General features: G+C 63.8%; 19 protein-coding genes. 17 read left to right on the top strand and 2 right to left on the bottom strand.

The annotated features are described in order from the left end of the window. Window positions 1-296 precede the first annotated feature (296 nt). The 4 genes from ACYG9Z_RS20765 to ACYG9Z_RS20750 all read left to right on the top strand — a co-directional run bounded on the left by ACYG9Z_RS20765 (window position 297) and on the right by ACYG9Z_RS20750 (window position 4,282). Window positions 297-1,229 (top strand): substrate-binding domain-containing protein, encoded by a 933-nt coding sequence (locus ACYG9Z_RS20765; protein WP_023687083.1) that lies wholly within the window; start codon window positions 297-299, stop codon window positions 1,227-1,229. Between the two features lie 108 nt (window positions 1,230-1,337). Beyond that, window positions 1,338-2,324, top strand: a complete 987-nt coding sequence (locus ACYG9Z_RS20760) for an ABC transporter permease (protein ID WP_023668514.1) — start codon at window positions 1,338-1,340, stop codon at window positions 2,322-2,324. Between the two features lie 4 nt (window positions 2,325-2,328). Further along, window positions 2,329-3,123, top strand: a complete 795-nt coding sequence (locus ACYG9Z_RS20755; RefSeq protein WP_023668515.1) for an ATP-binding cassette domain-containing protein — start codon at window positions 2,329-2,331, stop codon at window positions 3,121-3,123. 136 nt (window positions 3,124-3,259) lie between these two features. Then, window positions 3,260-4,282, top strand: coding sequence for a LacI family DNA-binding transcriptional regulator (locus tag ACYG9Z_RS20750; protein ID WP_023668516.1), 1,023 nt, complete (start codon window positions 3,260-3,262; stop codon window positions 4,280-4,282). A 440-nt stretch (window positions 4,283-4,722) separates the two neighbouring features. Here the strand turns inward: ACYG9Z_RS20750 and ACYG9Z_RS20745 are convergent, their stop codons facing one another. Next, window positions 4,723-5,304 carry a TetR/AcrR family transcriptional regulator gene (locus ACYG9Z_RS20745; protein ID WP_023752589.1) on the bottom strand — a complete coding sequence of 194 codons (582 nt, stop codon included), beginning with the start codon at window positions 5,302-5,304 and terminating at the stop codon, window positions 4,723-4,725. A 242-nt stretch (window positions 5,305-5,546) separates the two neighbouring features. Between ACYG9Z_RS20745 and ACYG9Z_RS20740 the strand changes: the two genes are divergently transcribed. The 8 genes from ACYG9Z_RS20740 to ACYG9Z_RS20705 all read left to right on the top strand — a co-directional run bounded on the left by ACYG9Z_RS20740 (window position 5,547) and on the right by ACYG9Z_RS20705 (window position 15,844). Then, window positions 5,547-5,807 carry a hypothetical protein gene (locus ACYG9Z_RS20740; protein WP_023752588.1) on the top strand — a complete coding sequence of 87 codons (261 nt, stop codon included), beginning with the start codon at window positions 5,547-5,549 and terminating at the stop codon, window positions 5,805-5,807. Continuing rightward, window positions 5,801-8,989 (top strand): efflux RND transporter permease subunit, encoded by a 3,189-nt coding sequence (locus ACYG9Z_RS20735; RefSeq protein WP_023752587.1) that lies wholly within the window; start codon window positions 5,801-5,803, stop codon window positions 8,987-8,989. Before ACYG9Z_RS20740 ends, ACYG9Z_RS20735 begins: the two co-directional genes overlap by 7 nt. 14 nt (window positions 8,990-9,003) lie before the next feature. Continuing rightward, on the top strand, window positions 9,004-10,158 hold the full coding sequence (locus ACYG9Z_RS20730; protein ID WP_023752586.1) for an efflux RND transporter periplasmic adaptor subunit: 1,155 nt from the start codon (window positions 9,004-9,006) through the stop codon (window positions 10,156-10,158). 175 nt (window positions 10,159-10,333) lie between these two features. Further along, window positions 10,334-11,041, top strand: coding sequence for a GntR family transcriptional regulator (locus tag ACYG9Z_RS20725; protein ID WP_023745530.1), 708 nt, complete (start codon window positions 10,334-10,336; stop codon window positions 11,039-11,041). 17 nt (window positions 11,042-11,058) lie between these two features. Next, complete coding sequence (locus ACYG9Z_RS20720) at window positions 11,059-12,162, top strand: mandelate racemase/muconate lactonizing enzyme family protein (RefSeq protein ID WP_023745531.1); 1,104 nt, start codon at window positions 11,059-11,061, stop codon at window positions 12,160-12,162. Between the two features lie 160 nt (window positions 12,163-12,322). Beyond that, on the top strand, window positions 12,323-13,645 hold the full coding sequence (locus ACYG9Z_RS20715; RefSeq protein WP_023668524.1) for an NAD(P)H-dependent oxidoreductase: 1,323 nt from the start codon (window positions 12,323-12,325) through the stop codon (window positions 13,643-13,645). A 20-nt stretch (window positions 13,646-13,665) separates the two neighbouring features. Then, entirely contained in the window at window positions 13,666-15,153 is a 1,488-nt protein-coding gene (locus ACYG9Z_RS20710; protein WP_023752585.1) for a xylulokinase, read from the top strand. Window positions 15,154-15,250: 97 nt separating this feature from the next. Further along, window positions 15,251-15,844, top strand: coding sequence for a hypothetical protein (locus tag ACYG9Z_RS20705; protein ID WP_198020727.1), 594 nt, complete (start codon window positions 15,251-15,253; stop codon window positions 15,842-15,844). 16 nt (window positions 15,845-15,860) lie between these two features. Here the strand turns inward: ACYG9Z_RS20705 and ACYG9Z_RS20700 are convergent, their stop codons facing one another. Beyond that, window positions 15,861-16,823, bottom strand: a complete 963-nt coding sequence (locus ACYG9Z_RS20700; protein WP_023684411.1) for a sugar-binding transcriptional regulator — start codon at window positions 16,821-16,823, stop codon at window positions 15,861-15,863. A gap of 283 nt (window positions 16,824-17,106) precedes the next feature. Between ACYG9Z_RS20700 and ACYG9Z_RS20695 the strand changes: the two genes are divergently transcribed. The 5 genes from ACYG9Z_RS20695 to ACYG9Z_RS20675 all read left to right on the top strand — a co-directional run bounded on the left by ACYG9Z_RS20695 (window position 17,107) and on the right by ACYG9Z_RS20675 (window position 22,363). Next, window positions 17,107-18,090: an ABC transporter permease gene (locus ACYG9Z_RS20695; RefSeq protein ID WP_050586871.1), complete on the top strand. Its 984-nt coding sequence runs from the start codon at window positions 17,107-17,109 to the stop codon at window positions 18,088-18,090. A gap of 129 nt (window positions 18,091-18,219) precedes the next feature. Continuing rightward, on the top strand, window positions 18,220-19,158 hold the full coding sequence (locus ACYG9Z_RS20690) for a sugar ABC transporter substrate-binding protein (protein WP_023684414.1): 939 nt from the start codon (window positions 18,220-18,222) through the stop codon (window positions 19,156-19,158). A 29-nt stretch (window positions 19,159-19,187) separates the two neighbouring features. Next, window positions 19,188-20,696, top strand: coding sequence for a sugar ABC transporter ATP-binding protein (locus ACYG9Z_RS20685; RefSeq protein WP_023752582.1), 1,509 nt, complete (start codon window positions 19,188-19,190; stop codon window positions 20,694-20,696). Window positions 20,697-20,802: 106 nt separating this feature from the next. After that, window positions 20,803-21,567 carry an SDR family oxidoreductase gene (locus ACYG9Z_RS20680; RefSeq protein WP_023752581.1) on the top strand — a complete coding sequence of 255 codons (765 nt, stop codon included), beginning with the start codon at window positions 20,803-20,805 and terminating at the stop codon, window positions 21,565-21,567. Further along, a complete protein-coding gene (locus tag ACYG9Z_RS20675) occupies window positions 21,545-22,363 on the top strand; it encodes a glucose 1-dehydrogenase (protein ID WP_050586867.1) in 819 nt (272 codons plus the stop codon). The genes ACYG9Z_RS20680 and ACYG9Z_RS20675 overlap by 23 nt, the downstream gene beginning before the upstream one ends. Window positions 22,364-22,727: the final 364 nt, after the last annotated feature.

The following is a 22,727-nucleotide window of genomic DNA, read 5'->3' as shown; positions in this document are numbered from 1 at the left end:
GTTTAAGCCCCGCCTGCTTGCCGGGAAATATCTCTATCTCTTGGTTGACGCAATTCCGGACGGAAAACCGTTTCACACTTTTTCTGGAATTGCCCTCTAACTGATGCGATCTGATGGGATCGATGATGGCGCGTTGCATCGCGCCACCATCCATTGGGCGGATGGAGGCTTGCCATCGGCCGCAAAAGAAGATGCTCTGCGCATCCGGGTCGGCGCTGGCAGGAGGAGAGGATCAAGGGCATGGCCCGGATCATCGCCGGACGTGGAGGTCGTTTTTCAACATGGGAGGAAAGCAAATGCTGACGAGGCTACGATTACTCGTGCTTGGCTTGATTGTGGCGCTGGCCGTTCCGGCGGCGGCACAGGCCAAGACGTTCTACTGGATTTCGCATGGCGGCCCGGCCGACCCGGTCTGGACCTACTTCCTGGCCGGCGCCAAGCAATGGGCGAAGGACACCGGCAACACCGTCAACACCTCGTTCCACAATGGCGACGTTGCCTCGCAGCAGGAGGCCGTGCGCGCCGCGATCTCGGCAAAGGCCGACGGCATCGTCACCACCAGCCCCGATCCGGGCAGCCTGATCGAAATCGCCAAGGAAGCCAACACGGCCAAGATCCCGATCATCAACTTCAACACGCCCGATCCCAAGGCAAGCTTCGACGCCTATGTCGGCGGCGACAACGTCACCTTCGGCAAGCACTGGGCGCAATATCTGGTCGACAAGGGCCTGGTGAAGAAGGGCGACTTCGTCTGGATGCCGGTCGAAATCCCCGGCGCCACCTACGGCGTCCAGGAAGAGGAAGGCATCAAGAGCGTCTTCGAACCGCTGGGGATCACCTATGAGATCACCGAAGCGACCCTCGACCAGGCCGAAGCCATCAACCGCATGGTCGACTATCTCACCGCCAACAAGGCCAAGGTCAAGGCAATCATCGGCCTCGGCGATCTGGTCACCGGCTCGATCAAGCGGGTGTTCGACCAGGCCGGCATCAAGCCGGGCGAAATCCCGGTCGTCGGCTGGGGCAACTCGCTCGACACCACCCAGGAAGTGCTGACCGGCTACGTCAATGCCGGCCAGTGGCAGGACCCGCAGGCGACCAGCTATGTCGCTCTGTCGCTGGCCAACATGGCGGCGTCAGGCATTCCCCCGGGCTTCAACGTCATCACCGGCGCGCTCTATGAAAAGGACACCGCGCAGGTCTACGACGACATCCTGTCCGGCAAATAACCCAGACCTTCAACAGTCGCGGCCGCAGCCGCGGTCGCGACTGTCTTTCGCCGAGCCCTTCGCGTTGCGCGCGGGGCTCAGCCTTCCCCTTCCTGTCGCAGGTTATCAGTGGAAAACCGTTCGCTCATCCAACGCCTGATCGCGAGGCCGGAATTCGGGCCCTTCGTTCTGCTCATCGTCGAAATCGCGGTGTTCTGGAGCATCAACCACGATTTCCTGTCGCCGCAGAACATCTCCAACACGCTGGCCTTCACCGTCGAGCTCGGGCTGATCGCGCTGGCGATGACGCTGTTGATGACGTCGGGTGAATTCGATCTTTCGGTCGGCTCGCTGTTCGGCTTTTCGCCGGTGCTGATGTGGACGCTGTTCAACAGCGGCCTGACCTCGCTGGAGGTCGGCTTCCTCGCCGCGCTGCTGATCGCGGCCTTCATCGGCCTGGTCAATGGCTGGTTCGTCACGCAGCTGAAAATCCCATCCTTCCTGGTGACGCTCGGCATGCTGCTGGTGGTGCGCGGCACCGCGCTGTTCGTCACCGACGGCTTTCCGCAGCGGACGTGGAGCGCCGAGGGCAGCTGGCTGGCCGAAGCGCTGGTCGGTGATTTCTTCATCGGCCCGTTCCGCATCTACATGTCGCTCTTCTGGTTCATCGCGGCGGCCATCGCGCTGGGCTACGTGCTGACGCAAAGCCGGACCGGCAACTGGATCCAGGCAGCCGGCGGCAATCCAGGCGCCGCAAGGGCGCGCGGCGTCAACGTCAGCGGCGTCAAGATCGGCCTGTTCGTGCTGTCGTCGGTGATGGCTTCGCTTGCCGGCGTCATCTCGTCGCTGCGCACGTCGGCCGCCAACCCCAACAGCGGCACCGGCTACGAGCTCGAAGTCATCGCCATGGTGGTGATCGGCGGCACGGCGCTGACCGGTGGGCGCGGCACCATCATCGGCACCGTGCTCGGCATCCTCATCCTGCGCGTCATGCGCAACGGCATCGTGCTGATCGGCGTGCCCGGGCTGGCCTACAACATCTTCATCGGCGCCATCATCCTCGGCATGATGGCGCTGCACTCATGGCTGGAACGCCGGCATCAGGCAGGGACCTAGAACCATGGCTGAACCGCTCATCCGCATGTCCAACATCAAAAAGTCCTACGGGCGCGTGCAGGCGCTCGAAGACGCCAATTTTCATGTCAACGAAAGGGAGATCGTCGGCCTGCTCGGCGACAATGGCGCCGGCAAATCGACGCTGATCAAGGTGTTGTCGGGGGCGGTGCCGCTGACCAGCGGCGACATTTTCATCCGCGGCAAGAAGGTCAATCTGCGCAGCACCAGCGACGCCATCGCGCACGGCATCGAGACGATCTACCAGGATTCGGCACTGGTGACGCAGCTGTCGATCGCGCGCAACCTGTTCCTCGGCCGCGAGCCGATCAAGCCGCCGCGTTTTTTGAACCGCATGGACCAGGAGGCGATGAACAATGTCGCCCGCGACCTGCTGAAACAGGTCGGCATCTCCAAGAACATCCCGCCGACGACGCCGATCGGCTCCCTGTCCGGCGGCGAGCGGCAGGCCGTCGCCATCGCGCGCGCCATGCACTTCGACAGCGACCTGATCATCCTCGACGAGCCGACCAACAATCTCGGCGTCGCCGAGACGCAAGGCGTGCTGAGCTTCGTGCGCAATGCGCGCGATTCCGGGCATTCCTGCATCTTCATCGCCCACAACATCCACCATGTCTTCCAGGTGGTTGACCGCATCGTCGTCATGCGCCGGGGCAAGGTGGTGGCCGACGACATCGACCCGAAGAAGACCAGCGTGGCCGAGGTCGAACGCATCATCACCGGGATGTCGGACAAGGAGATCCGCGACGCCATCATCGAAGGCGGGCCATCGCACGGCTGAACCGTCTTCGCGCCGTCTGGCACGGAAACGCATCCGCTCTAACTCGTTGTAGAGCATGACGTTTTGACAAAACGGTTCCCGTTTGTCCGAGAAAACCGGTTCCCACTTTTCGGGATCATGCTCTATGACTACAGCCATGAAAGCCACCGTTGCCGACATAGCCAGGAGCTGCGGCCTGTCGACCGCGACCGTCGACCGGGTTCTGAACAACCGGGCCGGCGCGAGCGCCGCCAACCGCCAACGGGTGATGGAGGCGGCCAAGCAGCTCGGCTATTTGCCGGTGGTCGATCAGGTGACGCTGCCGTCGCGGCCGGCGCATCTTGAATTCTTCCTGCCGATCGGCGCCAATGGTTTCATGATCGACCTCGCCGGGCACATCGAGGACTATGCGGGGCGCCTGCCGCTGGTCGCCTCGTGCCGGATCCACAATCTCGGCGGCATCTCACCGGCAGCGCTGCAGGCGGCGGTTGAAAATCTGTCGCTGAAGGCCAATGGCGTCGGCGTCATTGCCGTCGATCATCCGCGAACCCGCAACATATTGCGTGACGTGGTCGAGGCCGGCATCCGCCTTGTCACGCTGGTCTCCGACGTTCCAGCCGCCCCGCGTTCGGCCTATGTCGGCATCGACAACCGGGTTGCCGGACGCACGGCGGCGCTGTTGATGGGGCGCTTCCTCAACGGCCGCCAGGGTCATCTGGCGATGGTCGTCGGCTCGCGTTCCTATCGCGGGCACGAGGAGCGCGAAATGGGTTTTCGGTCGGTACTGACAGAGGAATTCCCCAATCTCACCGTCTCGAGTGCGGTCGAGATCAATGACGAACCCGAAGGCAGCTACACAGCAACGATGCAGGCGCTGCACAACGAGCCGGAACTGCTCGGCATCTATTGCGTCGGCGCCGGGCGCTCAGGTGTGGCGAGAGCGCTGCTCGAGGCCAAGCCAAAGAAGAAGCCGGTCTTCATCTGCCACGACCTGACCAAGGAAACGCGCGGCTATCTCGTCGACGACCTCGCCGATGTCGTCATCGACCAGAATGCGCGGCTGATCGCGGAGCAATCTGTGATCCGCCTGCTTGGCTCGATCGCATCCGCCGCGCCATACCTGACGAAGAAGTTCATCGAGCCACGGCTGATCTTCAAGGAAAACGTGCCGGTGCAGTGACGTCGCGCCGTGGCGGTTTCTCCGATTTGTACGACAAGTCGGGGTAGATGCCGCAAATCTGCACAGCAGCCATGCAACTTTCATTGTTGCCGAATCATTGGGCAACCCTTACTCATCTGGGTGTCGGCCATCTACTCCTCCCAGATGCGATGCCGACGCTGAGCGCGGTGCACCTCCTCCCGCATCTCGTTCGAAATCGAGCCCGCTGCCACCTCCTCCCGGCAGCGGGCTTTTTTCATTCCCAAATGAAACTTGGCATATCCAAAGCCCCTCACCCGGATTGCCGAGACCGAGTTGCAAAGAGCAATTCGCTGCAATCCGACCTCTCGCCAAAGCGAAAGGAGATCATCAGCGCCGGCGCCAGCCTCTTCTCCCCTCGGGGAGGAGCTAGCCGCGAAGCGGCCGGATGAGGGGGCCTTGCAAACTCGGTGAGCTGGAATTCAGCGCGCCCTGAAAGAGCTGATCAGGCCTTCAGCCATGTGCACGAACTGCGTGCTGGGGCCCTGGCAGCCCATGGTCTGCACGCTGACGCGCGCCCCTTCGAACAGCAGCGACAGCGTATCGGCCAGAAGCTCGGCCTGACCGATGCCCGCATCCCGGCACAGCGCAACGAGGCGATCGCGCTGAGCGCTCTTGAGCTCCTTGATCACGCTCCTGGCGGGATGGTCCGGCTCGGTCAATTCGGCGGCGGCATTGGCCATGTCGCAGCCGCGACCGTCAGCCGCCAGGCAAGCAGCGGCCATGCGAATCCAGGCATGCAACTGGGCGAGCTTGTCGCCGGGATGCTCAGCCTCGAATTGGTCCCACATCGCGGCGCCTTTAGCCGCCGACGCGCGCAGGCATTGGACGATCAGTTCGTCCTTCGACTCAAAATGACGGTAGAGCGTCATCTTGTTGGTGCCGGCGGCTTCCGTGATGGCGTCGACACCGACGCCCTTGATGCCATGCTTGTGAAACATGTCCTGCGCCGTCTCCAGGATTCGGTCCCGGGGGCGCACGCGATCGGTAATGCCGTCTGCCATCGCAGTCTCCTTGTCTCCCTAAAAATTCGGTTCACCTCTTGACTAGGGTGTTACCGGTCTGTAACTATCCGAATGTTACTTACTGGTAACACCTATGTGGCCTTCCGTCAATAACAAGGCCGTGAACTGGTCCTGCCAGATCACAAAGGGTGAAAATTGCAGGTCATGCGGCTCCGGCCGGTGAAGAGATGAAAACCGGTTCGCGATCGTCCGATGCGAATCGCTGGAATGGAGACGCTCCAATGTCGCAGCGCAAAGATTTGACCATCGATGAAGCCATCCTGGATCCGATGATCCGGCTGGTGATGAAAGCGGACCGCGTCAACCCGCGCGCCTTCGAAGCGATGCTGAGGACCGTGGCCGATGAGCAGGGCCTCAGCGGCGCGGCGCCGTCTTCGTATTTTTTGCAGGACCCGGGCTCAGTGCGCCGCAGGCGGCTGTCCCGGTCTGCCCATTCTTTTAAAGAGGCCGGTTCATCTAAAGAGGTTTGCGTGTCGTGGTAAATTTTTTCATCCATCGTCCGATCTTCGCCTCGGCGATCGCCATCATCATGGTGCTCGCCGGGACGATTTGTTATTTCCTTTTGCCGGTTTCGCAGTTTCCCGACATCACGCCGCCGCAGGTCGTGGTCAGCGCGCATTATCCGGGCGCCAGCGCGCAAGTGGTCGCCGATACGGTGACGACGCCGCTGGAGCAGCAGATCAACGGCGTCGAAGGCATGACCTACATGTCGTCGTCGAGCTCCAATGACGGCTCCTCGACCATCACCATCACCTTCGATGTCGGCTATTCCTTGAGCACCGCGGCCGTCGACGTCCAGAACCGCGTCTCGCAAGCGGCCTCCTCGCTGCCGGCGATCGTCAACCAGGGCGGCGTGACGATCAAGAAGCAGAACCCAAATTTCGTCCTCATCGTCAACCTGACCTCGCCCGACAGTTCGGTCGATCCGGTGGCGCTGAGTAACCTCGCCTATCTGCAGGTCGTCGATCCGCTGAAGCGGCTGCCTGGCGTCGGCGACGTCCAGATATTCGGCGAGCGCCGCTACTCGATGCGCGTCTGGCTCGACCCGGACAAGCTCGCCAATCTCGGCATCACCGCCGTCGACGTCCAGAATGCCATCTCGGAACAGAACGTCCAGGTGGCCGCCGGCAAGATCGGCCAGTCGCCGGCGCCCGCCGGCACCGCCTTCGAGATGCAGGTCAACGCCGTCGGCCGCCTGAGCGACCCCAAGGAGTTCGGCGACATCGTCGTGCGCGCCAACACCGGCACCGGCTCGCTGGTGCGGCTCCGCGACGTCGCCCGCATCGAACTCGGCGCGCTGCAATATTCGTCGTCGGCCTTCTTCGGCAAGGACCCGACGGTGGTGCTCGCCGTCTACCAGATGCCGGGTTCCAACGCGCTCGATCTGCAGCAGCACGTCAAGGACAAGATGCAGGAACTGTCGGCCCGTTTTCCCAAGGGCGTCAGCTACGCCATGCACTACGACACCACGCGCTTCGTGTCGGCATCGATGCATGACGTGCTGATCACGCTTGGCGAAGCGCTGGTGCTGGTCGTGGCCGTGGTGTTCATCTTCCTGCAGAGCTGGCGCACGACGATCATCCCGACCATCGCCATTCCGGTGTCGCTGGTGGCGACGATGGTGGTCATGGAAATGATGGGCTTCTCGCTCAACATGCTCTCCCTGCTCGGCATGGTGCTGGCCATCGGCCTCGTCGTCGACGACGCCATCGTGGTGGTCGAGAATGTCGAGCGACAATTGGAGGCGGGCCTCAAACCGCTGGCGGCGACCAAGGCCGCGATGGCCGAGGTCACCGGACCGATCATCGCCACCACCGCAGTGCTGATGGCCGTCTTCGTGCCCGTTGCCTTCATTCCTGGCGTCTCCGGCAAGCTCTACAATCAGTTCGCGCTGACGGTGGCGATTTCGGTCGGCATATCCGCCTTCAACTCGCTGACACTCAGCCCGGCGCTGAGTGCCGCCTTCCTGCGCCATCGCGGCGAGACGCAGTTCGCCCCATTCCGCTGGTTCAACACGGGCTTCGACATAGTGTCGCATGCCTATGCGCACGGCGTCCGTATCCTCATCCGGCTGCGCTGGATCATGCTCGGTCTGTTCGCGGCCGGCCTGGTGGCCACCTACTTCGTCTGGCAGAAGCTGCCCTCGACCTTCCTTCCGGTCGAGGACCAGGGTTACTTCTTCGTCGTCATCCAGCTGCCTGACGGCGCCTCGCTGGAACGCACTGACGCGGTGGCCCAGAAGGCGCGCGACATCCTCCAAGCTACGCCCGGCGTCGAGATTGTCGGCTCGATCAGCGGCCTGAACTTCCTGACCAGTGCCGCGCAGTCGAACTCGGCTGTCGAGTTCGCCATCCTGAAGCCGTGGGAAGAGCGCGGCCCCGACCAGAGCGCGTCCAAGCTCGTCTCCGATGTGCGCGGCAAGCTGATGCAGATCCCGGAAGCCTTCGCGCTGTCCTTCGATCCGCCTTCGATCCCGGGTATCGGCACCACGGGCGGCTTCGAATTCGTCGTCGAGGACCTCACCGGGCGAGGCAGTTCAGCCCTCAACGACGCGACGCAAGCCGTGATCGCCGAGGCGCGCAAGCAGCCGGAAATCAACCCGCAGCAGCTGTTCTCGCCGTTCTCGACCTCGACGCCGCAGTTCAACTACGACCTCGACCGCAGCAAGGCCAAACTGCTCGGCCTCAACCTGCCCGACGTCTTCAACACGCTCCAGATCTATCTCGGCTCGCTCTACGTCAACGACTTCAACCTGTTCGGCCGCACCTTCCGAGTGACCATCCAGGCCGACAAGGATGCACGTGCCGACGCAGGCGACCTTTCGCGGCTCTATGTGCGCAACGCCTCCGGCGGCATGGTGCCGCTGAGCACACTGGGCAAACTGGTGCCGTTCGTCGGCCCGGAAACCGTGCCGCACTACAACAACAACGCCTCGGCCACGATCAATGGCGGCGCAGCCCCCGGCTTCTCGTCGGGCCAGGCGGTTGCCGCGATGGAACGGGCCGCCGCCACCGCTTTGCCCAGGGATTTCGGTTTCGAATGGACCGGCATCACCTTCCAGGAGCTCAAGGCAGGATCGATCGCGTCGGTCGTCTTCGGCCTCGCCATCGTCTTCGTCTTCCTGATCCTGGCGATGCAGTATGAGAGCTGGGCGATGCCGTTCATGGTGCTGCTGGCGGTGCCACTGGCCCTGTTCGGCGCCTTCGCAGCCCTGTTCCTGCGCGGCATGCAGATCGACGTCTACTCGCAGATCGGCTTCGTCATGCTGATCGGCCTCGCCGCCAAGAACGCGATCCTGATCGTCGAGTTTGCAAGGCGGCGGCGCGAGGAAGGCTTGAGCATTGTCGACGCGGCGATGGAAGCCGCGCGGCTGAGGCTGCGGCCGATCCTGATGACGGCCTTCGCCTTCATCCTCGGCGTGCTGCCGCTGATGTTTGCGACGGGTGCGGGTGCGGCAAGCCGGCAGTCGATCGGCACCACCGTGTTTGGCGGCATGGTCGCGGCGACCATCCTGTCGCTGGTGTTCGTGCCGGTCTTCTACGCGGTCATCGAACAGCTGCGCGAACGCCGCGTGCGCAGCGAATCCAACGCTGCTCATGACCAGGACAATAATGAACCGACTGCCGAACCAGCGCCGATGCGCCTGGCCGAAGCAGCCGAATAGAATTGGAGACCAAAATGCGTAAATGGAAAATAGCTTTGGGAACGGCCGTCGCCCTGGGAGCGATCTCGGTGGCAAGCGTCCACTTCCTCGACATGGGCAATCTCAGCCTCAATGCCGGCACGGCGGCAGCGACGGCAGCACCTGCGGCATTCGTCATGCCGGTGCCGGTGACGAGCGTGGTTAAGAAGACGATCCCGATCTATCTCGACTACGCCGCCCGCATCGAGGCGATCCGCAGCGTCACCTTGCAGGCCCGCGTGCCCGGCTATCTGCAGGAGCAGACGGCTGAGGACGGCGCCGATGTGCGCCAGGGTGATCTGCTCTACAAGATCTCGCCCGACGACTTCAAGGCGGCTCTCGACCAGGCCAAGGCCGAAGTGCAGCGCGACCAGGCGAGCCTCGACTATGCACGCTCCAATCTCGGCCGCGGCTCCGAACTCGCCAAGAGCGGTTATCTCGCCAAGGACGGGTTCGACCAGCGCACGAGCACCTTGCGCCAGGCCGAAGCGTCGCTTGCCGTCAACCAGGCGGCGGTGCGGACGGCCGAGCTCAATTTGAGCTACGCCGAAATCCACGCTCCGTTTGCCGGCCGCGTCGGCCGCAACCAGGCTTCGGTCGGCACGCTGGTCAGCGTCGCCGGCACGGTGCTGAACACGCTGGTGCAGCTCGACCCGATCTACGTCACCTTCAATCCGAGCGAGACGGACCTGGCCGAAATCGAACAGGCCCGCGCCGCCGGCCCGATCGAGGTCGAGGTGCTGCTGCCCGGCGAGACCGAAGCCAGCCAGAAGGGCGAACTCACTTTCATCGACAACACGGTCGACCACTCGACCGGCACGATTACGGCGCGCGCCACCATCGGCAATGCGAAGTTCTCGCTGCTGCCGGGCCAGTATGTCCGCGTGCGGCTGCACATCAAGCAGCTGCCCGACGCGCTGATGGTGCCGCAGGTGGCGCTGGGTTCGAGCCAGTTCGGCAAATATGTCTATGTCGTCGGCAAGGGCAACACGGTCGACCAGCGCATCGTCTCGCTTGGCGCGACCAGCGGCGACCTTGTGGCGGTCCTCAGCGGCGTTGCCGAAGGCGACCAGGTGATAACGGGCAATCTGCAGAAGATCGGACCAGGAATGCCGATCTCGCCGTTGCCCCAGGAGAAACCGGCCAGCTGATAACCCCCATCAGCCCCGGTCCTGCGGCGCCTTCGGCTTCCACGCCGAGGGCGCCGTTTTTTTATGGAGCGCCGCACGCCGTTTTTGGGTAACCGCAAGGCACAAGAATCCGGAATATATTGTAGGATTGTCGACAATCTGCTTGTCTGTTTCCGGCTCTCACTGGAGTGACGGAATGGCCAAGCTGGACTTCAATCCGATCGCGGATACGACACGCCGAGCCGAGATCGTTGCGCTGTTGCGGCGGGCGATCCTGATCGGCCAGCTGGAACCCGGCCAAAAGCTGAGCGAGCTGAGGATCGCTGAGCAGATGCGGGTCAGCCGCGCGCCTTTGCGCGAAGCTATGCGCGAGCTGGTGCAGGAAGGCATCCTGACCAGCATTCCCTATGCCGGCACCTTCGTCATCGATGTCACCGCCAAGGACATTGACGACGCCTACTCGCTGAACAAGGTGCTCGATGAATTCGCCATCGAGCGGACATGGAAGCTGCGCGACCAGCGCTTCTTCGATGAACTCGACCGCCGCCACGAAGCGGTGAAGCAGGCAACGCGCGCGCGCGACACCACCCGCCAGATCGAGACCGCACTGCAATTGCACGGGCTGATCTATGAATGGGCCGACAATTCGGTGCTGCTGGAAACCTGGCAGCGGCTGACCAGCCGGCTGCAGATGTACTTTGCCCTGCACCAGCAGGCCCGCAACGAGCCGGTGCCGGCCGAAGATCTCCACGAAACCTATGTGCGGCTCTTGAAGGGCGCCGACATGCGCGCTGCCCAGCGCCATGCGCGCGAGCATATCGACCTCGATTTCGAAGAGCTGCTTGCCTATGCGCGTGGCCTCGAGCAGCGGAACATCGAAGGGCTGACCCTCCTCAACACCTAGAGACAACGGACAGACAAGTGCAGATCAAATCCATCAAGGCCTATCGCGTCGTGCAGCCCTTCGTGGACGGGCCTTACCGCATGTCCAAGGGGCGTGTGGCCGACTGTTTCGACGCGGTGATCGTCGCCATCACCTCCGACAGCGGCGTAACCGGCTGGGGCGAGATGGCGCCGCTCGGCAATTTCTATTCGGCCGCCTTTCCGGCGGGAACGCGCGCGGGCGTGGTCGAGATCGCGCCGCACCTGATCGGCCAGGACCCGCGTGGCCTCGCCGGCATCGGCCGATTGATGGATACGGTGTTCAAGGGCCATCCCTATATCAAGTCGGCGCTCGACATGGCCTGCTGGGATCTGGCCGCCCGCGCCGCCGACGTGCCGCTGGTGACCATGCTTGGCGGCCGCGAGAGCGACATGGCGGAGACCTACCGCGTCGTCACCCACGGCACGCTCGACCAGATGGCGGCACTGGCCAAAAGGATCATCGCCCAGGGCTGCCGCCGGCTGCAGGTCAAGGTCGGCGGCAATGTGCATGAAGACATCGAGCGGGTGAGCGCAGTCGCTTCGGCCGTGCCGAAAGGCACGGTGATTTTCTGCGACGCCAATGCCGGCTGGACACCCTACCAGGCGCGGCAGTTCGCCGATGCAACGCGCGGCATCGACTACACGTTCGAGCAGCCCTGCACGACGATCGAGGAGAACATGTCGGTGCGCCGCATGCTCGACAAGCCGATGGTGCTGGACGAGAGCGTCATCTCGCTCGAGGCGATGCTGGAAATCCATCGCCTGGGCGCCGCCGACGGGCTGACGCTGAAGATCTCGCGGCTTGGCGGCGTAACCAGGACAAGGCAAATCCGCGACGTCGCCGTCGATCTCGGTTTCATGATCACCGTCGAGGATACGGGCGGCGCCGAGATCGACACGGCGGCGATGGCGCATCTGTCGCTGTCGACGCCGGAAGAACGCCGGCTGCACGCCATCGCCTTCCATGAGTGGGTGACGGTGCGCACGGCCTCCAACGCGCCACCGGTCACCGGCAGCCACATGGGCATTCCCGACGGGCCCGGCCTCGGCGTCGATGTCGTGCCCGACCTGCTCGGCAAGCCTTTCCTTGAGATCGGCTGAGATCAAGCCCAGCATGAAGCTGTCACCCACGAATCCTCCGTGGGAGATTTGGCCCTGCAGCCATTCTCCGATTTGCGGGTTGAAATATTTTTCAAATGGAAATAGGAATGTTCAAAATGATGATTTGACGCTGCGGCGCGTCATGACTGGAGGAAGCGATATGGCCCATCCGCAATTTGCAGCGGAACTTCTGCAGCGCGCTGAAGCCCAAGGGCCTATCACCATCGGACTCGCCGGCGCCGGGCAGATGGGCACCGACATCGTCGTCCAGGTGGCGCTGATGCCGGGCATGCGGATCGGTGCCATTTCCGAGGTGCGGCCGCAAGCGGCGATCGATGCCGCACTGCTCGCCGGCCATGACCGCTCCGACATCGTCCAGGCTGCGAACGCCTCTGCCATCGACCGCGCCATCGAGGCCGGCAAGATCGCTGTCACCGAAGATCTGCATGCGCTGGCCGCGGCCGGCCGCATTGATGTCATCATCGACGCGACAGGCAATCCCAACATCGGCACGCTGTTTGCGCTCGAAGTGATGAAGAACGGCAAGCACATCGTCATGCTCAATGTCGAGGCGGACATTACGATCGGCCGCTTCCTCAAGGAGGAAGCGCGCAAGGCCGGCGTGGTCTACACTGGTGCGGCCGGCGACGAACCCGCCTGCACGCTGGAGATCATCGGCTTCGCCAAGAGCCTCGGCTTCAACATCATCGCCGCCGGCAAGGGCAAAAACAACCCGCTCAAGATCGACGCCATGCCCGCCGACTACGAGAAGGAAGCGGCCGAGCGCAATATGAATGCGCGCATGCTGGTCGAGTTCGTCGACGGTTCCAAGACGGCGATCGAGATGGTGGCTATCGCCAACGCCACCGGGCTGGTGCCCGACGTGCCGGGCATGCACGGCCCGACGGCGACGCTGGAGGAACTGGCCAGCGTGCTTTGCCCGCGCGAGGATGGCGGCGTGCTGCACCGCAAGGGCGTGGTCGACTATTCCATCGGCAAGGGCGTGGCGCCCGGCGTGTTCTGCATCATCGAAACGAGGCATCCGCGCGTGCTGGAGCGCATGGTCGACCTCAAGGTCGGCAAGGGCCCCTATTTCACGATCTACCGTCCCTATCACCTGACAAGCCTTGAAGTACCACTGTCGGCGGCGCGCGCCGTTGTCTACAAACGCGCCGACATGGAGCCCCTCGACCATCCGGTCGCCGAAGCGGTGGCGGTGGCCAAGAGCGATCTCGGCGCGGGCCAATCGCTCGGCATGATCGGCGAGAACGACTATCGCGGCTTCGCCATGACCTGGGAGGACGCCCGCGCCAAGGGCGCGCTGCCGCTCGGGATTGCCGAACGCGCCAAGGTGGTCAAGCCGGTCAAGACCGGCGACTTCCTTACCTATGAAAATTGTGTACCCGACGATTCGATGGTGATAACGCAGATCCGCCGCCGTCTAGACCAGTCGGATGGACAGTTTGTGACCAACGCCGCCTGAACCTTCGGGATCTCCCTGTGATGGACGATGTCGTTATCGGGATCGATGCCTCGACGACGGCGGTGAAGGCGATCGCCTTCACCGGCGACGGCGCGGAGCTGTTCCAGGCGCGCGAGGCCTATCCGCTGGCCAATCCTAAGCCCGGCCATTTCGAGCAGGATGCCGAACATTGGTGGGCAGCCCTTATCAGTGCGCTGAAGCAGGTTGCCGACAAGGTCGGCGCCGCGCGCGTGGCGGCAATTGCCATAGCCCATCAGCGCGAGACCTTCACCCTGATCGATCAGGCCGGCACGCCGCTCATCCCGGCGATCCTGTGGCTTGACGAGCGCGCCCGGCCTCAAGTCGCCAAGCTGTCGGCCGAGCTTGGCCGCGAGACGATCCGCGACTGGAGCGGCAAGCCGCCGGATCCGACGCCGGCGCTCTATGCCATCGCCTGGCTGGCGGAACACCAGCCGCAGGTGCTGGCCAACGCCGCCGCCCTGGTCGATGTTCATGGCTTCTTCGTTCACCGGCTGACCGCACGGCTGGTAACCAGCACGGCAAGTGCCGACCCGCTCGGCTTGCTCGATGTCGCGACAGGCGAATGGCACGCTGAGCTTGTCGCGGCTGCAGGGCTGCAGCCACGGCAGTTGCCGGCGCTGATCGGCCCAAGCGAAATCTGCGGCGGCCTTGCCGAAAGCATTGCCCAGCTGACTGGCCTCAAAGCGGGCACGCCAATTGTCGCCGGCGCCGGCGATGGCCAGGCCATGGGTCTCGGCATGGGCGTCTATGGTGCCGGCAGGAGCTATCTCTCGCTCGGCTCCGGCGTCGTCAGCGGCTGCTATTCCGGCACGGTCACCACATCGGACGCGTTTCGCACGCTGGTCTCGCCGACCGGCTCCGGCTTCATGCTGGAAACCGTGCTGCGCTCGGGCATGCAACTGGTCGACTGGATCGTGCGCACCACCGGCGCGTCTTCCGCGGCAGAACTGGAGAAGGGTGCGGTCGATGTTGCGGCCGGCGGCGACGGTCTTTTGGTCATGCCCTATTGGGCCGGCGTCATGAGCCCCTATTGGGATGGCGCGGCGCGCGGCGCCGTTGTTGGCCTGTCGCTCGACCATGAGCCCAGGCATCTCTTCCGCGCCACGCTGGAAGGCATCGCTTTGGAGCAGGCCATCGCCAGCGAGGCGATGGAGGCCGAAAGCGGCGGCAAGCCGGGAGAGATGATTGCCGCCGGCGGCGGCACCAATTCGGCGCTGCTGATGAAGATCATGGCCAGCGTGCTGGAGCGGCCGCTGTTCGTGTCGCCGGTCAACGAGGCGGCGGCCCTTGGCGCGGCGATGCTGGCGGCTTCGGCGATCGGCTGGTTCGCCTCGGCGGAAGACGCCGCCAAGGCAATGGCGGCGGCGCCGGCCAGGCGTGTCGATCCTGACATGACGCTGGTGCCGGCTTACCGGGCGCGCAAGGCGATCTACCGCGACCTCTATCACGCGACACGCGACATCCACGCGCGGCTCGGTGCGATCTGAGTTCAAGCGCAGCTTGCCTGCGTGAGGCTCCCATGCCCAACCTGCCCAGCTTGCCGATTTTGCGTCCTGCCCGGCCAATGCTAGACTCATCGGGCTCATGAAAGCAGTATTTCACCTTGCCGCCCTGCCCTGGATTGTCGCGCTTGCGGCAGCTCCAATGACGGCGCGTGCGCAGGACGAGCCGCCCTTCGAGGTCACGCTCGACATGGACAATGACGGCAGGATGGATCGGGCCGCGATCGCGGCGGATTCCGACAGCGGGCTGGCGGATCTCTCGATCTATCTGGCTGCCGGCGAAGGAAAGCTCGATCCTTCGCGCAAGCCTGACTTCGTCAAGAAGGCGCTGACGCAGGACCGTATTCTCGGGCTCGAAAGCAAGGGCAAGGGATCGCTTGTCGTCACCTCGTGCTTCGGCTGCGGCGCCAACAAATCATGGGATGCGACGCTGACCATCGTCTGGCGCGGCGGTAAACTCCTTGTCGCCGGCTACAGTCGCGACTGGGACTGGAATGTGCAGAAAGCCGACGGCTCGGTCGAGACGACGCTGGGCGGCTGCGACATCAATTTTCTCACCGGCAAAGGCACCGCTTCAAAGGACCTGGACGACGGCAAACCGGTCGCGGGAAAATTCGTGCCGATCGCACTGGCCGACTGGTCGGACGACAGTCGTCCGGAGCCCTGCGAATTCTGACCGAGGCCGACAGCGCTCAACGGTTGAGCAGGCCTTTGGCCGCATCCTCATCGGTAATGAGCACCGAAATCCTGGTGTTGGCGAGCGCCGCGCGCATGACGGCGACCTTCTCCTGACCGCCTGACACCAGGATGATGCTCGGAATATCGGACAGATCCTGCAGCGGATAGGCGCAGACGCGGCGGTTGACCTCATGGTCGACAGAGTGGCCCTCGGCGTCGATGAAATGGCACAAGAGGTCGCCGACCGCGCCGGCCGCCTGCAATTCCTCGAGTTCGCTCGGTTTGATGAAGCCGTAATTGGCGATCGGGCTGTCCTTGGAAAACGAGCCGACGCTGAGCACGGCGATGTTGGCGCGGCGCGCGCGGAAGACGACATCCTGAACGCTGCGCTGGCTCATGAAGGCATCGCGCTGTTCCGGCTTGTCGGCATAGACCGGCACCGGCAGCAGGAAACATTCAGCGCCGATCTTTTCGGCGAACTCCCAGGCGCTTTCGGTCGGGTTGAGCGGCTGCGCATGGGTGAGGCCGCCGAGCATCGAGACGACCGTCGTCCTGGCAATCGGCCGCCTCGGCAATTCGTTGATGGCGAATTTCAGCGTCCGGCCCCAGCCCAGCGCAATGACGTCGCCGGCATTGACGTTGTCGGCGAGATAGGCGGCAGCCGCGTGGCCGATCATCAGCGGCGCGTTGCTGCGATCAGCGGCCGACGGCACCACGACCGCCTGGCTTAGCCCAAAGCGCTGCTTCAGGCTCTCCTCGAGCTGCACACATTCGACGACACTGTCGCGAATGCGGAACTGGACAATGCCTTCCTCGCGAGCAGCCGACAGGATCCGGTGCACCTTGATGCGGCCGACGCCGAGGATCTCGGAAATGCGCTCTTGCGTCAGGCCTTCGACATAGTAATGCCAGGCGGCCCGGGCCTTGAGCTCGGCATCGGGGAAGCGCGAGGCCTTCTCGTTTTCGACGGTCGCCATCTTTTGCCCTCCCGCGGCAAATTTCGGAAATCTTCCGCAAGCGCCGCCCCCTGGCCTTCCCTAGGACAAACCGCCCTGTGGCGCAAACCACCGCCGAATGGCGCAACGGCTCTTGACAATTTTCTAATGAACAGTTTAGCTGAACAAAATTGCATATCAAAGATAAATTGTTCACAGGGAGGTGCCTGGTGAACAAGAGCGGACGGCAGGCCATCGCCGTTTCGCTGACGGAGGAGACGAAGTGGCCGTGAGTAATGATGCAAGCGAGTCGAAGGCTGGCGAGTTGAAAGCCGCGCCCGGCACTCAAGGTGCGACGGCCGCGAAGCTTTCGGCACTGTTTGCCGGAACCATGGGACCGCTGATCGGACTGCTGCTGCTCTGCCTGGCGCTGACACTGACCACCGACACGTTCCTCACCGTGCGCAACATCCTCAACGTGCTCGACCAGATCACGGTGCTCGGCATCATGGCAATCGGCATGACGCTGGTGATCCTGATCGGCGGCATCGATCTCTCGGTCGGCTCGGTGCTGGCGCTGGCCGCCATGGTGATGGGCTTTGTCTCCCACCCCGACTATCTCAATCTCGGCCTTGCGGCCGGCGTCGTTGCAGCACTGGTCGTCGCCGGCCTTTGCGGACTGGTGTCCGGCCTGCTGGTGACCGTCACCCGGCTGCCGCCGTTCATCGCGACGCTGGCGATGATGTCGGTGGCGCGCGGCCTTGCCAACATGATCACCGACGGCTCGCAGATCGTCGGCTTTCCCGACTGGTTCACCAGCCTGTCGATCATCCGCCATTTCGGCTTTCTGTCGGTCACAGTCGGGGTGATGATGGTGCTGGCGATCGTCTTCGCCATCTTCCTCAACTACCGCGCCGCCGGCCGCAGCCTTTACGCCATCGGCGGCAGCGCCGAGGTGGCGCGGCTCTCCGGCATTCCGGTGAAGTCGCTGACCAACTGGGTCTACGCCATCTGCGCCGTGCTTGCGGGTCTTGCCGGCATCGTGCTCGCCGCGCGGCTGGATTCGGTGCAGCCGAGTTCCGGCCTCGGCTATGAGCTCGACACCATCGCGGCGGTGGTGATCGGCGGCGCCAGCCTGTCGGGCGGCATCGGCTCGATCGGCGGCACCGCGGTCGGCGTACTCATCATCGGCGTGCTGCGCAACGGGCTCAATCTGCTCGGCGTCTCGCCCTTCATCCAGCAGGTGGTAATCGGCGTGGTGATCGCGCTGGCGGTCGCCAGCGATACCTGGCGGCGCAGGGCGCGATAGAGAACGGGGCACAATTGAGAATTCGCCCGGAGCGTCCGGGCGATAGACGGATCGGTCGATCCGAAACTGGGATGTTCCAAGGGGCGCGATGCGCTGGCGGGACAGTTTGACTATCAACGGAGGAAACATATGCTCACCAAACGTTCACTGCTGCTCGCCGCTGCCGCAATCATTCCCCTGCTCGGCCTGACCGACATGGCCTCGGCCAAGGAGGCCAAGAAACTCGGCCTCGCGGTGGCCAATTTGCAGGCCGACTTCTTCAACCAGATCAAGCAGTCGGTCGAAGCCTACGGCAAGGAGAAGGGCATCGAGATCGTCACCGTCGACGCCAAGGGCGATTCGGCAACGCAGGTCAGCCAGGTACAGGATTTGATCACGCAGAACATCGACGCGCTGATCTACATTCCGGCCGGCGCCACAGCCGCCACCGTGCCGACCAAGACCGCCAAGGCCGCCGGCATTCCGGTGGTCAATGTCGACCGCAACGCAGACGGCGCGCCCGGCGACACCTTCATCGCCACCAACAGCGTCGCCTCGGCGCAGGCGGTGTGCGACTACATCGCCAAGCAGGCCGGCGGCAAAGGCGAACTGATCATCATCCACGGCCAGAAGGGCACCACGCCGGAAGTGGATCGCTCGAAGGGCTGCGGCGAAGCGCTCAAGGCCTATCCCGATATCAAGGTGGTCGGCGAATTGTGGAGCGAAGGCTGGCACCAGGACGAAGGCTTCAAGCTGACGCAGGACCTGCTGCAGTCGCATCCCGATGTCTCCATCGTCATCGGCCAGGCCGATGCGCTGGCGCTGGGTGCGGCACAGGCGGTCAAGGTCGCCAATCCCGGCCACAAGGTCTGGGTTGCCGGCTTCGATGGCGACGTGGCCGCACTCAAGGCGCTGAAGGACGGCGTGTTCGACGTCACCGCGACGCAGCAGACGCAAGGCATGGGCCGTCTCGCCGTCGATGCGGCGATCAAGCTGGTGGCCGGCGAAAGCGTTCCGGCCGAGCAGCTGCAGGATGCGACGCTGACCACCAAGGACAATGTCGAGCAGTTCATCGCCAAGCATCCGTAACGAACGGCACCGCTTAAGAGAGCACCACGATGTCTCCTGATCCTCGCCACAGCGAAAGCCCGCACAACGGGCTCTTCGTCAACGGCCTTTGCAAGAGCTACGGACCGGTCCAGGTCCTGGCCGATGCAAGCTTTGAGGTGCGGCCGGGCGAGGTCGTGGCGCTGCTCGGCGAAAACGGCGCCGGCAAGTCGACGGTGTCCAACATCATCGCCGGCTCGACCCGGCCCGACGCGGGCACCATCATCTGGCGGGGGAAGCCCTATTCCCCCGCCTCGCCTGCCGCGGCAATCGATGCCGGCGTCGGCATGATCCACCAGGAACTGAAGCTGCTGCCGGATCTGTCGGTGGCGGAGAACGTCTATGTCGGGCGCCTGCCGATGCGCGGCGGCCGCATCGACCGCGCCGAGATGAACGCCAGGGCCTCGGCGCAGTTGAAGCGGCTTGGCCTCGACGTCTCGCCCGAGCGCAATGTGGGCACGCTGCGCATCGCCGCCCAGCAGCAGGTCGAGATCGCCAAGGCCCTGACGCTGAATGCCGAATTGCTGATCTTCGACGAACCGACCGCAGCGCTCGGCGGCGAGGAAACGGAGCTTTTGTTCCAGCAGATCCGCAAGCTCAAGGCGGAAGGCATGTCCTTCATCTATATCAGCCATCGTCTCGACGAGATCGCGCAGATTGCCGACCGCGTGGTGGTGATGCGCGACGGACGCATCGTCGCCCGCCACGAGCGCGCCGATATTCCCGTGCGCACCGTGGTGGAGCAGATGGTCGGCCGCTCGGTCGAGCGGATGTTCCCGCACTTGACGCCGCCGCGCGAGGAAACACTGCTCGAGGTCGACAACCTGTCTTCGCCGGAGAAGAGTTTCAACAACGTCTCCTTCTCGGTCAAAGCAGGCGAGATCCTCGGCATTGCCGGGCTGATCGGCGCCGGCCGCACCGAACTGGTGCGGGCGATCGCCGGCGCCGATCCGATCTCGTCGGGCTCGGTGCGCGTTGCCGGCAAACCGGTGCATCTCAGCGGGCCGGCGGCAGCCATCAAGGCCGGCGTCGTGCTGGTGCCGGAAGACCGCAAGGCGCAAGGCGTCGTGCTCGACCAGACCATCGGCGAGAATTTGGCGTTCGGCAATTTCGACCATGTCGCGCCGAAAGGCTGGGTGTTTCCGAAAGCGGTGCAGAAATTCGCCGAAGCCGGCATCGCAAGGCTCGGGGTCAAGGGCAAACCTGGCCAGGCGGTCAGCAAGCTTTCCGGCGGCAACCAGCAGAAGGTGATCATCGCCAAATGGGTGTCGCGACCGCCGAAGGTGTTCATCCTCGATGAGCCGACGCGCGGCATCGATGTCGGTGCGCGCGCAGCGATCTACGACGTCATCGCCGACCTCGCCCGCTCCGGTATGGCGGTGGTGGTGGTCAGCTCCGACCTCGAGGAGGTGCTGGGGCTGTCGCACCGGGTGCTGGTGCTGAGCCGCGGCCGCCAGCGCGGCATTCTCGACCGCAGCGAGGCGAGCAATGTCGCGGTGATGGAACTCGCCACGAGCTGAGGACAGGAGTCGGAACAAAGCGCAGCAGGTGGTATCCTCCCAAGGACCGGACCGCGCGGGGCGCCAGCAAAAACTGGCGCCCCTTCATTTCAGGAGGGGGAACAACATGAAACTATTCGATCTCAGCGGCGACGTAGCGCTGGTAACAGGCGCCGGCAGCGGCATTGGCCAGGCCATTGCCATCGGGCTCGCCGAAGCCGGCGCCGACATAGCCTGTTTCGGCCACACCTCCAAGGGCGGGCTGGACGAGACGGCGCACAAGATTTCGGCACTTGGCCGCAAGGCGCTGGTGCTGACCGGAACGGTGACGTCGGAGGCCGATCTCGCGTCAGCGATCGAGCGCACCGAGAACGAACTCGGCGCGTTGACCATCGCCGTCAACAATGCCGGCATCGCCGGGGCCGAGCCGGCCGAGACGCTGCCGCTGGAAAAATGGCAGAATATCTACGACGTGAATGTCAGCGGCGTGTTCCTGTCCTGCCAGGCCGAGGCGCGCGCCATGCTGACGCGGCGCAAGGGCTCGATCATCAACATCGCCTCGATGTCGGGCTCGATCGTCAATCGCGGCCTGACCCAGGCGCATTACAATTCGTCGAAGGCGGCGGTCATCCACATGTCGAAAAGCCTCGCAATGGAATGGGCCGATCGCGGCCTGCGCGTCAATGTGGTGAGCCCAGGCTACACGCTGACGCCGATGAACAAGCGGCCGGAGGTCGCCGAACAGATCAAGATCTTCGAACGCGACACGCCCATGGGGCGCATGGCGACGCCGGAAGAAATGGTCGGCCCGACCGTGTTCCTGGCCAGCCGCGCCGCGAGTTACGTCACCGGCATCGACCTGATCGTCGATGGCGGCTTTGTCTGCTGGTAGGAGAAGAAAAGTGCAGAAGCGTTTTGAAGGCAAGACTGCGGTCATCACCGGCGCGAGCGGCGGCATCGGTGCGGCGATGGCGAAGCGCTTTGCCGAAGAAGGTGCCGCGGTCGTGGTCAGCGCCATCGATACCCGCGTCGAGGACGTCGCCGCCAGCCTGAAAGCCGCGGGCGCCAAGGTCGCGTCGATGCGCATGGACGTTACCAGGAAGGATGAGGTCACCGCGCTGTACGACCTCGCCGAGAAGGAATTCGGCCGCGTCGACATTTCGGTGCAGAATGCCGGCGTCATCACCATCGCCCGCATCGAGGCGATGACCGAGGCCGAGTGGGACAAGGTGATGGCGGTCAACACCAAGGGCGTGTTCCTGTGCTGTCAGGAAGCGATCGCCCGCATCCGCAAGCATGGCGATGGCGGCCGGCTGATCAACACGGCGTCGGGCCAGGCGCGGCAGGGTTTCATCTACACGCCGCACTATGCGGCGTCGAAGTTCGGCGTCGTCGGCATTACCCAGAGCCTGGCCAAGGAAGTCGCCAAGGAAAAGATCACCGTCAACGCGATCTGCCCCGGCATTATCGACACCGACATGTGGGCTTACAACGACGCCGCCTGGGGCAAGCTGATGGGTGACTACAAGCCCGGCGAGCTGATGGCCGAATGGGTGAAGAACATCCCGATGGGGCGCGCCGGCAGCGGCGAGGACGTGTCCGGCCTGGTCAGCTTTCTCGCCAGCGACGACGCCACCTACATCACCGGCCAAACCATCAATGTCGATGGCGGCCTGATCATGTCGTGAACGTCAGCTCTGGCGGTTGGCAATCGACCAGTCTGAAATTCCGCAGTGCACAGGGCATCAGCCGTTGCGCCGCATGAACGTTGGTATATATAATTTCATCTCATGAAACGGCCTTGGCGAGCTCGCCGGCCGAGACCATGGGACCTTGATGGCTCGCACGTCTGAGAGCGCCGCTGGAGCGGCGATCGATCTGTTGACGATTGCTCACGCAGCAATCCATCCGATGCCATGACGCGGGCCCGCCCGGCATCACATAAACACCAAGTCGAGCAACCATTTCGCCTGCGCAAGTTGCGGCCGCGGCAATGGCATGGTGCGAACGAACTTGCGCAACGACCCGCCTTTCCAACACAATCAAGAAAAG

It is taken from the genome of Mesorhizobium sp. RSR380A, from assembly GCF_054719385.1.
This window is presented reverse-complemented; position numbering and strand designations above follow the sequence as displayed.